Below are 13,747 nucleotides of genomic sequence, written 5' to 3'. Positions count from 1 at the left end.
CATTGTAACGGATCAAGGCGGAGCATACAAAAAAGACATCCGCGCTTGCGCTCGCATGCCATATAATGACTCTATTTCTTTATTTACGTTTGCGGCTGTTCTTAATCAGTGTCATGCGACGTGAATGCCGAAGCCATGAGTAATAAGACTTCAGGTCTCGAAGCTCAATGGTTTCTGACATACGTCCCAAAAAAGTTACAATAATCATCCGATGCAGCGGATTGCCAATCAGATCACGTTCATGCTCCAGCTCCGAGAACTCCGCCACAACAACCAGATCGTCGTCAATCAGATAGACATCCTGTTCGTTGCGGTAATACGGCACGATCCGGTCCTGCTTCAGGCACTCCCACATCCAAGTCCCGATTTCCTCATGGGACGTGTCGTTACCTTGAACCCGGTCCGTATAACGGCTCTTCGCATGATTGGTAATGACGATGTCGGCGACCTTCTTATCATTTAACGTAATATAAAACGGCTCATAGGTGCTCCACCGCTCAGTCCCTTTGTCGCGCATGGAATATCACTCTCCACCAAATGGGTCTTTGTATCTATGTATATATACCCAACATATTACATCATTCCACTGGCATTCACAAGATTGAAACCTCGCTTCTTGTGAACAATCACCGAAAATTTAGAAATTGCTCTAGTTGTATCCTGTGCGTTTAGGCGCTGACGTCCGAATGGAATGATGGGTTTGATTAAAATGTAAATTGTACCTTACTTATACTATTTTATCAAACAAGATTCCGAATTATGCCAATCTATCGTCATCAATCCATAATTAACTTTATAAGGCCCATGCCCATGCTCCAATTTTATACTTTCCAATAACTTAAAAAAAGCGGCCCTTCGGGGGCCGCTTTACGCTCTTCTCGCTGACTTATGCGATTTGCGTTAGATTCTCGATCAGGCACATCATGCTAAGGACCGTAAAACTTCGCTTTATCCGGCCCTTTGCTGCTGTACTCCGTCTTAATCTCATTCCGGTAGGAGCGCTCGATCTTACGAACGTAGGACAATCTCCGGATGTTCTTCATTGTTTCCTCGGCGCGGTCAGCATTGACGTACATGACAACATAATGCATGCGGCGCGATATATAGTGCACGCTGCCGTATTTCTCCAAATTCCTTGCTGCCTTCACATCGCTGACCCATATAATAAAACCGGTCCGTTCAGCCAACATCCTAAGCTCCTCGCCTCACTTTCGTCTCTATCTCTAGTCTATTCCTATTATCCGCACGAACAAGCTCCGCCGCTGCCGCACCCCTTCTTGGGAAGAGGATCGTTGCCCGGAACCTTGATGCTCTCCGAAACCGAAAAAGCAATCTTCTCCGACATCGAATGCAACAGATCGTCCAGATTCTTCTCCGCCTGCTTGAACCGGGCTACAGGCTCGAAAGCCTCAAGCTCCGCTTCCACTGCGGCTACTTCATCCTTGGCCGAATGGTAGTTCGGGTGAAAGTGACCGAACCGCTGAGTCTCTTCAAACAGCTCTTTCTTGGATTCAAGCTTTCTGATCAAAGCCTGAATCATAGGATCACCCTCAACTGCCTGCTTCCAATATAGATAATCCGCCACTTCGACGGAAGCATTAATCATGTCGCCTATTTCATAGGCATAGGTGAGCACCTCGGCCATATCGACCGTGTTTATTTCCGATACGCTCATGAACTCATCCCGCTTTTCTATTAGTTTGGCCCACGCTTTGTCGTGGACTCTTTCATCATAGCATAACGCTCGTATCTTAAGAAGGGGGAATTCATACGCTTTTACGGAATCACAAGCCGCATTTCCTTCCATTCCCCTTCGCCTAGCTGCACCACGGTTTCCGTCATTTCGGAATCGGATTCGGAATCCGGATCGTATAACGCTCCCGAAATTTTCCATGGCTGCCGCTCGAGCTGAAATGGAATAAACTCCATCCGTCTGCCGTCGACCGCAATCTCTAATTTGGCTGACAATTCAAGCGCCTGCTCCATCATTTGCTTGGCCGTCGAACCGTGATAAGAGCGCCAATCCCGTGTCCACATGATTGGAATCCGGTTCATATCCGGAACGATTGACGTTATATCCGGAAGGCAGTGGTCCAATTCAAGAACAAACTCGCTGCGCGCAGGGCGAATCAAACCGCAGGATGGGCTGCCAGGATAACCCGGCAAGGCGTAACGGTTATCTTTCTCATCACAGGCCCCGGGTTCCGTTTTATCTTTCGGAGCTGCGCCGGTAAATCGTAAAAGCTCATCCTCACCCGTTCTTTCAAGCTCTTTGGCCCACTGACATAAGGCAGCATACACGTTCTCCGGAATTCCCGCCGCAGCATACTCCGTAAAAAATGCCGTGATCGCTTCCAGCCCCATTCCTGCCGTCGCCGCCTGAGCTACCGAATCCCTGGTCAGACGATAGACCGTCATTACGTCATCCGAGATGCGCTCCGTGCACAGGGCGGCCGTAAACTTGACCGTGTAAGGCACGTCAGGCGGAATCAATATGTCAAAATCCGGCTGGATAAACAGCCCCGAAGATCCGGTGTTATCCTGGCCGCTCCCACTCAACAAGGAGCAGGGATCCATACGCCACCGGAACAGGAATCGACCATCGTGATCCATGCCAAGATCGGTGTAACCGCAGCCAGTCAATAAACGGAGCCATGAAACTGCGTCCTCTGCGGACAATTCCCTTCCGCTGCTAGGTTCCAAGTTCTGGGGCTCCTCGCCGTATGCCGATGTGTGCTGAGCATAGTACCATATCCCGCCGATCCGTGAGGAGTGACAAATTCGCCATGTGAAATGCTGATACTCGGCCGAACCCGGAACATAGCGCTGCATCATGCGCAAAAGAACCAATCGTTCCATCGCTTCGCGCGTAAGTGCGAGCCAATGGCGCAATGCGGTTATATTCAGTCTAAGCTCCCCTTGCTCCAGGACGACCAGATCAAACGAAAACAGCAGATCCAATACAACCGCAACATGTGGCGGGTAAACATCAGCGTGATCATATTGAAGAGCGAGCCCCTCAACATCGGATGGCGATAATCCCACCACGCTCCCCAGCTTCTGAATAAACTTCTTATGCAGAACCCCTTTAGCGGTCACAGCCACACGGTTCTTGGCGACATATACGAGAACGTTGAACATATCGACTGCTATCCCGCTTCTTCCCTCCTGCTGGAGCTTCACGGCAGCAGCGGGAACGGAACCCGCCTCGAGATCGCCAAAGGCCTCCTGGAGAATCTGAAGCTTATCAAAAGGGATGAAATACAGCCTCTCGCCCCAGCCCTGTTTCATCGCTTTAACCCATCGCTGCTGCCTCAAGGATAAGAAGGCGAGCTGCACTTCCACGCCGCTCAAGCGCCGAACGCGCAGCGAGCGAAGTTTGTCGTCATCAAATCGCTGCCCGGCAAAACGGCTCCAGATATGATGAAGGACCGATCGCTCCTTCGGAAGAAGCCGATCTACGCATATGGCATCCGCCACGTCCTGCTGTTCCATCATCTCCACGAGGCCTCCTTCCCGTCAGGAATCTGCAGGCGATGCGTATGCCGCATCGATGCCAGGTCAAGGGAGGCCGGGGGCTTCGCTTGAATTGCGTGATATTCATACCCCTGCTCAATCAGGAACAGCTGGCGCCGGATCGCAAACATCTCCTCCCGGCTCTCCTCCGTTACCAATGCATAAAAATAAGCCCGATTCTCCCCCTGCTTCGGCCGCAGCAAGCGACCAAGACGCTGCGCCTCCTCCTGCCGCGAGCCATAGCTGCCTGAAACCTCGATCGCCACGGAGGCATCAGGCAGGTCAACGGCGAAGTTAGCCACTTTCGAAACGACAAGTACACGGACGGTTCCTTCCCGGAAAGCCTTATACCATTCATTGCGCTGATCCTGCGTCATCTGCCCCGCAATGAGAGGGGCCTGCAGCTCCTCGGCAATGGCGTGAAGCTGATCCAGGTATTGCCCAATGATCAGCGTCTGTGCATCCTTGTGGAAATTCACGAGCTGCCGAATCACGTGGAGCTTGGATGGATTCTCGGCAGCGAGCCGATACTGCTCCCTTTTGCCCGCTGTCTCGCAGGCAGCTCTGATCTCATCCGGCAGCGGCACCTTAATCTCCGTACAGTCCACCGAAGCAATCCAGCCCTGCGCCTCCAGCCTTTTCCACGGCATTTCATATCGTTTGGGGCCGATCAGCGAGAACACGTCATGCTCCCTTCCATCCTCTCGAACCAGGGTGGCGGTCAGTCCAAGCCTGCGGGTCGCTTGAATATCGGCCGTCGCACGGAATACCGGTGCCGGAAGAAGATGGACCTCATCATAGATGATTAAGCCCCAGCGACGCTCATTAAACAGCTTCATATGCTGCTGTTCATCCCCTTTGCCTTGTCGGTAGGTCAGGATGTGATAGGTGGCGACCGTTACCGGCCTCACCTCTTTGCGCTGACCGGAGTATTCACCGATCTCCTCCGCGGACAGCGAGGTTTTCTGCAGCAGCTCGGCAATCCACTGCCTTACAGACGTTGTGTTGGAGGTGAGGATCAGAGTCTCGCACTGCAGATCGCGCATCGCAGCGATGCCAATGACCGTTTTCCCGGCACCGCAAGGCAGGACAAGCACCCCGTTGCCGCCTTCACCGCCGATATCCCTGAAGGATTCGGCAGCCTTCCTCTGATAGTCGCGGAGCTGAAAGCGCTGATTGTTGGATCCGCCGTTCGAGTCTTCAAGATCCCCACTGTCCGATTTCTCTCCACGCCAAAGAATGTTCAGATATTGCCCGTCCATATATCCCGCGTGGTCCAGCACAGGATAGCCGAGCCGGGTCAACTCCTGCTTCAATAGACCACGTCGGTCTGAAGGCACTTCTGCTTCCGTCGGCGAAATCAATCGAACGCCGATTTCCTTCAGGGAGCGATGGGACATCAGCTCCTGCATCAAGGCTTCCTCATGACTAGATAGCAGCAGTGAACGGTCAAGCGTCGGATGCGGGAGCAGCGACAGCTGTCCGTAACGCCCAACGAGCTGGCGAACCTCTTCGAGCAGAGCTGCCGGCACATCCCATCGCGACAGCGACTGAAGGCTCGAACAAATCGACTCAGCCGTCATTCCTCCGGCAGCGGCGTTCCATAAGGATAACGGGGTGAGGCGATATGTATGAAAAGACGTAGGACTTTTGATCAAATCCGCATACTGGGCCAGCTGTTTGCGTGCGGCCTCAGCATCGGCATGAGCGGTTTCAAGCAATATGGTCCGATCCCGCTGGACGATGCATGGCTTGTTATGCACCCTATTCCCTCCTCGTAACGTATGGTTCTCCTAAAAAAAAGAAGCCCACATCCATGTCCATGGATCTGAACTTCCCCTATGATCTATAGGATTTCCAAATTACGAGCGTTCATGCGCGATAATTGCGATTTTCTTAAAGTCTAGTCCCCGTTCTGATAACTCGACACCATCTCGACCAGCAGCTTCGCCCCATAACGCATGGCATCTTCATCAAAGTCGAACATCGGATGGTGATGCGGATAGATTGCCGCCTTGTCCGGGTTACCGGCTCCAACGAAAATGAAGCAGCCCGGAATTTCCCTCAAGTAGTATGCAAAATCCTCTGCCGGCATCAGTTTGGGCGAGAGCTTGACCTGATCCGCTTCGAATACTTTAGGCGCCGTACGGAAGAAGCGCGCGGTTTCGGTTTCATCATTCACCAAGGGTGGATAACCTACGAGATATCGAACCGCTGCTTTCGTGCCGTAGGTTTCCGAAACCGTCCGGGTCATATGCTCAATCCGTTCACGGATCAACGTCCGGGTAGGTTCGTCAAAGGTGCGTACTGTTCCCGTGATCCGGCAAGAGGAAGCGATGACGTTTTGCGCCGTTCCGGCTTGCATCGTTCCTACCGTAACCACGGCAGGCTGCAGTGGATCTACCGTGCGGCTTACTATGGTTTGAAGCTGCATGACCAGCGCTGCCCCCGCTACCAGGGCATCGGCTGTTACATGCGGCATACCGCCGTGCCCCCCGCGCCCCGTAATATCAATGAAAAACTCATCCGCAGCAGCCATCAGCGGACCCGGCGCGCTCGCTGCGGTACCTACTGGCAACGGCGTCCATAAGTGGAGACCATAGACAACGTCGGCTCCGTCAAGCGCTCCATCCTTGATCATCTCTACCGCACCGCCGGGGCAGACTTCCTCCGCCGGCTGAAACATGAACCGAATCTCGCCCTGGACTTCTTCCGGGTACGTGCTGTAGTAAGCCGCGGCCCCCAGCAGCATGGAGGCATGCCCGTCATGCCCGCAAGCGTGCATCACTCCTTGCACCCGGGATTTGTACTCGCAGCTCTTGCCGTCTTCAATCGGCAGCGCATCCATGTCGGAGCGCAGGACAACGGTCTTGCCGGGTTTATCTCCTCTTAGAATTCCTATCACTCCATGTCCGCCCACGCCTGTCTTGACCTCCAGACCAAGCTCCTGCAGCCGGGTTGCTATAAATGTCGAAGTTTCCTTCTCCTGGAACGAAAGTTCCGGGTGCATATGTAAATGACGCCGCCATTCCACCATCTGTGGATACCATTGTTCCCAAAATGCTTCCTTCATCAAGTTCCATCATCCTTCCCCGCTATATGCGGCTCAATCGATCGCAAGAAATCCGTGAAGCTTGCTCAGCAGCAGCCCGTGCCCAACCATGGCATCCATTCGGCCGCTTTCCTTCATCTTGCGATACACATCCCTGAGCGGGACCCACATAGCTCTAACATCTTCGTCCCCATCTTGATTCGACTCTTGGCTGCCGGACACCTTCAAATCGTCGGTGAAATAAAAATGAACGTTCCGGTTGGCCAGAGAAGCCATCGGATAAGCGCTGCCCATGTAGGACAAGTCCTTGCACAGCACACCTGCCTCTTCCTCAAGCTCCCGCTTCACGGCAAGCTTCCGTTCCTCACCGGGTTTCACCGTTCCGCCGGGGAGCTCCCAAGTGATCTCGTCCACCGCTTCCCGGTGCTGGCATACCAAGAGCAGACACCCTTGATAAACGGCCACAACCGCTGCCGATTCCGGAATCCGGTCGATCACGACAATTTCCTTCTGTCCGTTCTCTTCCACTACATAATAATCCGTGCGGTAAACGACGCGATTCATCGGCCATATCCACCCTTCGCTTGAATTGAAGTCCTATGAATATATAACCACCGGAATGGAAAGCGTACATTTCACAATGTTTTCACTTGCTTTTATTTTAGCAGAAAAGAAGAATGCCTGTCGTTATCAAAAACTCATCTGGATAAAAGGTCTCAATTGAAGCGTGACGGGCGGTACAGGCTTGCACAAGTTCCTGAAACATACTATCATATTAAAGAACTTTGCAAGGACTATTAAGGGGGTTACGACCACATGATTTTCGAAAATACAGGCTTGGACGGATTGCACAGCGATTTAGCTTACCTCGATGAATGTGCCGAAAAAGTAGGCTTCATTCGTTGGCAGTGGGAATACTACCGCGCTACATATGACTTGAAAATCGAAGATAAAAAAAATCAGGCTGAATACTTCCTGCGCATTAACACCCGCGCTGTTGAAGGCAAGCTCGAAAAACCGGATACCATCCTCAAAATCGAAGCGGTATACCTGGGTAAAGCCACGTTCCCGCACGGACTCGAGTATGAATCCATGGCTCCACAGCCCGTTATGAATGTGGCCACCAAGAAGCTTCAAGAGCTCAAAGCTCTTCTGGAAGCATAAGGTCGAACATTATGAATACGACCAAACCTCAGCCGAAGAGAGGGACGCCTGATTTTCAACTGCTGATCCTTACCTTGCTGTTAGTGGGATTCGGACTGATCATGGTGTTCAGTTCCAGCTCCAGCTTGGCCGTTTTCAATGAAAAATTCAATAACGATCCGCTGCATTTTACAAAGCGGCAAGTCGCATTTGCCATCCTTGGTACCTTCGTTATGTTTGTTGCCATGAACATCAACTATAAGAAGTACAAAAAGCTATTCATACCGGTGTTTTTTTTAACCTTGATGCTGCTGATTCTTGTGGTGATCATCGGTTCCGCAACCAACGGAGCCACAAGCTGGTTTAACTTGGGGAAATTCGGCATCCAGCCGACCGAACTGGCCAAAATAGCGACCATTGTCTATCTGGCAGCGTTGATCACCAAAAAAGGGGAACGAATCCGTCAATGGAAGGGCGGTTTCTTCCCCGTACTCATTATTGTAGGGATCGTAGCGGGACTGATCATGCTTCAGCCGGACCTGGGCTCCTGTTTCATCCTCGTGGCTACCAGCGGGCTGCTGATCTATGCCGGCGGCGCCAGCCTCAAGCATATCCTCGGATGTATCTCGCTTGTCGCTCTTGGCCTGGTGCTCACACTGGGTGTCGGATCGCTCTTTAACTCCGGCGGAGATCAGGAAGAGGCTTCCAAGAACTATAAGATGGGCCGGATCGAGGCTTTCATGGACCCTTTCCACGATGAGTCCGACACAGGCTACAATTTGGTTCAATCGCTGATCGCCATCGGCCAGGGCGGTGTCACCGGAGCCGGTTACGGGGAGAGCGTGCAGAAGCTGCATTACCTGCCGAATCCTTATAACGACTTTATTTTTTCGGTCATCGGCGAAGAATTCGGTTTTATCGGAACCGCGATATTCCTCCTGCTCTACTTATATTTTATCCTGCGAGGGATCATTGTTTCGCTTCGCTGCTCGGATCCCTTCGGTACCTTGACCGGCGTCGGCATCATGGGACTGATCGCCATCCAGGCCTTCATCAATATCGGCGGGGTGACCAATACCATCCCGATAACGGGCGTTACCCTCCCGTTCATCAGTTATGGCGGATCCTCGCTGCTGGTCATGATGCTGAGTATGGGAATCGTGCTTAGCATATCCAGGGACAGCAACCGTCCGATGAAAGAGGAGCAGGTTAAATCCGTAATTAAAAAAGACTACCGGGCAACCCGGTAGTCTTTTTTTTTTTCGATTTTTTTCATAATTAGCGGGGCACGATCCCCTATGGTTCGTCTTATTTGGCTCGAAGCTGAATATCGTCGATTTCATCGTCTTTAAACGCTACGCCTTCGACCTTCACGTTGACCTCAACCACACGAAGCCCTGTCATGCTCTCGACGGCTTCGCGGACATTCTGTTGAAGCATGCGGCACACTTCATGTATTGGTGTCTCATAGAGCACGATAATCCGCAGATCGATCGCCGCTTCCAGCTGACCTACTTCCACGGTAACACCCTTTTGCACATTTTTGCCGCTCAGTCTCTTAGCCCAGCCCTCGGACAATCCACCGGACATGGCTGCAATACCTGGGGTTTCCAAGGCAGCCAATCCGGCAATTTTCGAGACGACATCATCCGATATTCGAATCAAACCGTTATCCAGTTGAAGTTGTTCCGTCATGCCATATCCTCCTTCACCTCATTATCCGTTATTGTAAATCGTATCGGACCCAAAAAGCAAATGCTCGCTTCAGAAAACAGGGATAATTTTTCGAAAAATTTGGGTATATTGTAGAAAGCGATGCGAGAATCGTCGTTTCCACTCGCAAGAACTCATCAGTACATAAACCATAAGGTAGGTGTCGGTTATGAAAAAATGGCTAAATCCCGCGCTTCTCATCTGCACTTTTTTACTTAGCGCGCTGGGGCACTTTGCGAACTGGAACTTCACGCTCCAATTCATTTTGTCTTCTATCGCGGTTATTTTTGTCGCCGGTTTTCTAGGCAAAGCAACCGAAAGCGTTGCGCATTACGCGGGTCAGCGACTCGGGGGATTCCTCAACGCCACCTTCGGTAACGCGGCAGAGCTGATCATCGCCATCCTGCTGATCAAGGAAGGCTTGTACGATATGGTGAAGGCAAGCATCACCGGCTCCATTATCGGCAACTTGCTGCTCGTCCTCGGGCTCAGCCTGTTTGCCGGGGGCCTCAAGTTTAAAATCCAAAAATACAATGTGACGCTGGCAGGTCTGAATGGATCCCTGATGACGCTGGCCATTATCGCACTGTTCATCCCCGCGGTCTTTCTGAATACCCACTCCATTACGGAGGGTGAGACCAAGACGCTCAGCCTCATTGTAGCGGGAATTCTTATCGTGTCCTACATCGCATGGCTTGGATTCTCAATGATTACCCACAAAAATTATTTGGCGGATGTCAGCGACGATCACGACCAGGATGCGCTGCCGCACGAGCACGGCCCCACCTGGTCCAAGAAACGCTCGATTCTGTATCTTGTCGTCGCCACCGTCATGGTCGCGTTTGTCAGCGAATGGCTTGTCGGTGTCCTTGAGCCTATTAGTCACGAGTATGGCCTCAGCGAGCTGTTTATCGGGGCCTTCCTGGTAGCGATTATCGGTAACGCCGCCGAGCACAGTGCAGCCATCATGCTGGCGATGAAGAACAAAATCGGCGCCGCCGTTGAAATTGCCGTCGGCAGCAGCCTGCAGATCGCCCTGTTCGTTGCTCCCGTGCTCGTGTTCATCAGCTTCTTCCTCGGGGATACGATGGATCTCGTGTTCACCACGCTGGAGCTGGTCGCCATCGGCGTCGCCGTATTCATTGCCAGATCCATTACGCAGGACGGTGCTTCCAACTGGTATGAAGGCCTTCTGCTGCTCGCGGTATACATCATACTGGGCGTCTCGTTCTTCCTCGTCTAAGCGTAGGAAACGATCCGCCCGCACAACTGCATACATCGTGCGCGATGCCATCCTATCCACAAGAAAAAAACGCATGCCGCCTGAGTGCGACATGCGTTTCTCTATGTATGCGCCTGTACGAGTACAGGCTATTTGGATTGATTCATGGCTTCGTACAGGACCGCCAGATTGCGTTCAAGCTTGCTGATCAGCTGCTTTCCCGTACTTTCCGGAAGAAGCCCGGCCCGCACCGCGAAATCAACCTCTTTTGAAAAACCGTACATTTGGGTATCCAGCACTTCCTCATAGAGAGGGCAATAACGGGTCGCCAGATTCTCCATCTGTACTTCAATAAGCTTTAGGATTTTATCTGCATCTTCATGAAGAAGACTGATCGCTTTGAGATTCAGCTGTTCCTGTAAATCAGATGAAGTCATGATCTTCCCCCCTATGTCAAAAATCACAGCACAGTTACTATCTTTAATATTAGTCGAAATCGTTTCTCAATACAAGGACCTGAACAAAATAGACCCTTTCTCTACGAAAAAACACCCTTCCATTCTATGGAAGGGTGTTTTTGGCGACTGTTATTCAGCCACGACGGATACATTCAAACCATGCTTGGTGAATACGTCGATCATTGCTTTTTTAGCTGCATCAGCATCAGGTCCATGTACATGCAGTTCATAGCTTTGGCTGTTGACAAGCGTTGTGAACAGACCCAAGATGCTCTTAACATCAATGTACTTGTTCTCCGCCTGTAAAACGATGGAGGATGAGAACTGGCTGGCGGTTTGCGAAATTTCTACGATAGATTGATTGTTATTGGACATACGAATCCCTCCGTAACTTTAGGATCTGAATAAAGCTCATCACTGCACCTTCATGATACATTGAATCCGTTTTCTTATGCAACATTTTTTCCAATCTATTTAAGATTTTCCGGATTTAACGCTGCCAGTTCTGGAATAACAAATATACCATCCTTGCGAATCAGGCGGTCGTCAAAGTAGATTTCCCCGCCGCCGTACTCCGGACGCTGGATCAACACGAGATCCCAGTGAATTGAGGAACGATTGCCGTTGTCTGTTACATCATATGCTTGACCTGGCGTAAAATGCAGGCTTCCGGCGATTTTCTCGTCAAACAGAATATCTTTCATCGGTGTCAAAATGTACGGGTTGAAGCCGATGGCAAACTCGCCGATATATCTTGCACCTTCGTCCGCATCGAGGATCTCGTTCAGCCGCTTCGTGTCGCTGCCTGTTGCTTCGACGATTTTTCCGTTTTCAAAGCGGAATTTAATATTTTCGAAGGTCACGCCATTGTAAAGAGTCGGTGTATTGTAAGCGATCGTTCCGTTAACCGAATCACGAACAGGCGCTGTGTATACCTCGCCATCCGGAATGTTTTTCTGGCCGGAGCATTTCTCCGCGCCGATGTTCTTGATCGAGAAGCTGAGGTCCGTTCCCGGTCCCACGATGCGAACCTTGTCGGTATTCCTCATCAGCTCGGCCAAAGGATCCTGCGCGCGGTCCATTTTGGAGTAGTCCAGATTGCACACATCGAAGTAGAAATCTTCAAACGCCTCCGTGCTGGTGTTGGCAAGCTGCGCCATGCTGGCGTTAGGATAGCGGAGAACCACCCATTTCGTACGCTTGACGCGCTCTTCGCTATGTACGGGATGCGAGTAAAGTGCATTGTACAGCTTCATGTTTTCCTCAGGCACGTCAGCCATATCGTTGACGTTCTCGCCTGCGCGAATACCGATGTAACAATCCATTTTCTTCATGCGCTCAAGATCCAGCTCAGCCCACAGCTCAAGCTGCTCCTTGTTTGCGTTCTTCAGCATTGCCCGTTGAACCGTGCGATCTGTCAATTGCACGAAGGGGCGGCCACCTTGATTCGAAACCTCTTCAATGATGGCATTCAGCAGATCGCGCTCCGATCCGATCATTTCGATGAGCACATTTTCGCCTGGCTGCATATCTACCGAATAGTTCACGAGATTTTGAGCCAGTTTTTGAATTCTGGGATCACGCATATGTCATATCCTCCTTATGATGACTGTTCCCTACAAATGAATTGAACAGCGGTAAATTTATAAATTATTGTAGCATGCGAACAACACGAAGTCAGCGTTCATCGTTAAAAAAATTTTCATGGCTAATCCTTCAATAACCGGTAAATGTAACATCGGACAGCAGCGTTTCCGTGCGGGTTCTGCCCTGCTCGTCAACAAAAAACAACGTTCGTTCCATAGTCAGTTTGGTAGGAAGCTGTTTTTTGTTGTTAATCGTTACATGAGAGACCGAAACGGCATCCGCCTTGCTGAGCATGTTTTTCATTTCATTATAATCCCGCTCCCAGACGGCCTTCAGTCGTTTGCGAACCTTCGGATCTTCACTGTACAGCGGATCCCCTTTGCGTTCGATCCGCGCAGCCAGCGCCTTCATCTGCTCATCCAGCGATCCATAGACCATATTGGCAGCCGCCTCGGGTGACAGCTCGATGCGCAGCACCTTGGTTCCTCTTGCCGCCCCCAGTTCCTGTGTCACCGTCTTCTCCGACTTTCCGATATACTCCAGCAGTTCCAGCGGATTCAAGCGGGTGATCCACATTTCTTCGGCATGTTCCGATGACAGCGTGCTCCACTTGCCTTCTTTGCGTTTCAGTGCCACTGTAAGTCCATCCGATTTATATACTGAATCAACTGACACCTTATCCTTCTGTATTGTTGTGCCTTTGTCCCTTGATGATAGTGTCAGATCTGTATGATGCTGCAGATTGCCTTCAAATGCCAAACTTTGCTGAAACGGTCCGTTTTCTCCGCTCCGAATCGCGGCTTCTCCCCGAAAAGAGAAATTATCAACGCCCGACAGCCCCGACAGGGCACGGTTAAACGACTCTTCGGCAGACAACTGCTCCTGCCAGGCACATCCGGTTAAGCAAAAGACGAACAAAACCATTCCGATGACGCTCCGTGATCTTCTCATTCTCATAATCATCAGCCCCTCGTTGATCTTGCTCTTAGGCTATCCGCGGCCCCTTACATTATGCAGATTACAGAAAAAACCCTGCAGCCACTAAATAGCTGCAGG

General features: G+C 51.2%; 15 protein-coding genes. 3 read left to right on the top strand and 12 right to left on the bottom strand.

Going from position 1 to position 13,747, the window contains the following annotated elements:
• Positions 1-79 precede the first annotated feature (79 nt).
• The 7 genes from ACQKPA_RS19385 to ACQKPA_RS19355 all read right to left on the bottom strand — a co-directional run bounded on the left by ACQKPA_RS19385 (position 80) and on the right by ACQKPA_RS19355 (position 7,132).
• Positions 80-517 (bottom strand): hypothetical protein, encoded by a 438-nt coding sequence (locus ACQKPA_RS19385; protein ID WP_071223691.1) that lies wholly within the window; start codon positions 515-517, stop codon positions 80-82.
• Between the two features lie 409 nt (positions 518-926).
• Entirely contained in the window at positions 927-1,190 is a 264-nt protein-coding gene (locus tag ACQKPA_RS19380) for a YlbG family protein (protein ID WP_006209210.1), read from the bottom strand.
• A 47-nt stretch (positions 1,191-1,237) separates the two neighbouring features.
• Complete coding sequence (locus tag ACQKPA_RS19375) at positions 1,238-1,675, bottom strand: YlbF family regulator (protein ID WP_427494158.1); 438 nt, start codon at positions 1,673-1,675, stop codon at positions 1,238-1,240.
• A gap of 101 nt (positions 1,676-1,776) precedes the next feature.
• Complete coding sequence (locus tag ACQKPA_RS19370; RefSeq protein ID WP_427494157.1) at positions 1,777-3,498, bottom strand: helicase-associated domain-containing protein; 1,722 nt, start codon at positions 3,496-3,498, stop codon at positions 1,777-1,779.
• Positions 3,495-5,279, bottom strand: coding sequence for a DNA repair helicase XPB (locus ACQKPA_RS19365; protein ID WP_427494155.1), 1,785 nt, complete (start codon positions 5,277-5,279; stop codon positions 3,495-3,497). The genes ACQKPA_RS19370 and ACQKPA_RS19365 overlap by 4 nt, the downstream gene beginning before the upstream one ends.
• A 140-nt stretch (positions 5,280-5,419) precedes the next feature.
• Complete coding sequence (locus tag ACQKPA_RS19360; protein WP_427494154.1) at positions 5,420-6,589, bottom strand: M20 family metallopeptidase; 1,170 nt, start codon at positions 6,587-6,589, stop codon at positions 5,420-5,422.
• Positions 6,590-6,622: 33 nt separating this feature from the next.
• Positions 6,623-7,132 (bottom strand): NUDIX hydrolase, encoded by a 510-nt coding sequence (locus ACQKPA_RS19355; protein ID WP_427494153.1) that lies wholly within the window; start codon positions 7,130-7,132, stop codon positions 6,623-6,625.
• A gap of 252 nt (positions 7,133-7,384) precedes the next feature.
• Here ACQKPA_RS19355 and ACQKPA_RS19350 point away from each other — a divergent pair, with 252 nt between their 5' ends.
• Together ACQKPA_RS19350 and ftsW are read left to right on the top strand one after the other, a co-directional pair.
• Positions 7,385-7,732, top strand: a complete 348-nt coding sequence (locus ACQKPA_RS19350) for a YugN family protein (protein WP_009589628.1) — start codon at positions 7,385-7,387, stop codon at positions 7,730-7,732.
• Between the two features lie 11 nt (positions 7,733-7,743).
• The gene (gene ftsW, locus ACQKPA_RS19345; RefSeq protein ID WP_427494152.1) at positions 7,744-8,961 is read left to right on the top strand and encodes a putative lipid II flippase FtsW; all 1,218 of its coding nucleotides are present in this window, start codon (positions 7,744-7,746) and stop codon (positions 8,959-8,961) included.
• A 58-nt stretch (positions 8,962-9,019) separates the two neighbouring features.
• Here the strand turns inward: ftsW and ACQKPA_RS19340 are convergent, their stop codons facing one another.
• Positions 9,020-9,406 carry an Asp23/Gls24 family envelope stress response protein gene (locus tag ACQKPA_RS19340; protein WP_009589611.1) on the bottom strand — a complete coding sequence of 129 codons (387 nt, stop codon included), beginning with the start codon at positions 9,404-9,406 and terminating at the stop codon, positions 9,020-9,022.
• A 187-nt stretch (positions 9,407-9,593) separates the two neighbouring features.
• Between ACQKPA_RS19340 and cax the strand changes: the two genes are divergently transcribed.
• Positions 9,594-10,667, top strand: coding sequence for a calcium/proton exchanger (gene cax / locus ACQKPA_RS19335; protein WP_427494151.1), 1,074 nt, complete (start codon positions 9,594-9,596; stop codon positions 10,665-10,667).
• A 128-nt stretch (positions 10,668-10,795) separates the two neighbouring features.
• Here the strand turns inward: cax and ACQKPA_RS19330 are convergent, their stop codons facing one another.
• The 4 genes from ACQKPA_RS19330 to ACQKPA_RS19315 form a co-directional block, all read right to left on the bottom strand.
• Positions 10,796-11,083 carry a YlaN family protein gene (locus tag ACQKPA_RS19330; protein ID WP_009589686.1) on the bottom strand — a complete coding sequence of 96 codons (288 nt, stop codon included), beginning with the start codon at positions 11,081-11,083 and terminating at the stop codon, positions 10,796-10,798.
• Between the two features lie 150 nt (positions 11,084-11,233).
• Positions 11,234-11,479 carry an HPr family phosphocarrier protein gene (locus ACQKPA_RS19325; protein ID WP_071223684.1) on the bottom strand — a complete coding sequence of 82 codons (246 nt, stop codon included), beginning with the start codon at positions 11,477-11,479 and terminating at the stop codon, positions 11,234-11,236.
• A 95-nt stretch (positions 11,480-11,574) separates the two neighbouring features.
• Positions 11,575-12,690 carry an aminopeptidase gene (locus tag ACQKPA_RS19320; RefSeq protein WP_071223683.1) on the bottom strand — a complete coding sequence of 372 codons (1,116 nt, stop codon included), beginning with the start codon at positions 12,688-12,690 and terminating at the stop codon, positions 11,575-11,577.
• 130 nt (positions 12,691-12,820) lie between these two features.
• The gene (locus ACQKPA_RS19315; protein WP_427494149.1) at positions 12,821-13,648 is read right to left on the bottom strand and encodes a hypothetical protein; all 828 of its coding nucleotides are present in this window, start codon (positions 13,646-13,648) and stop codon (positions 12,821-12,823) included.
• Positions 13,649-13,747: the final 99 nt, after the last annotated feature.

Source organism: Paenibacillus sp. NPDC093718 (assembly GCF_050279985.1).
Taxonomy (GTDB): Bacteria; Bacillota; Bacilli; order Paenibacillales; family Paenibacillaceae; genus Paenibacillus_AQ.
Note: the sequence above shows the minus strand (reverse complement) of the source record. Positions and strands in the feature narration are given on the sequence as shown.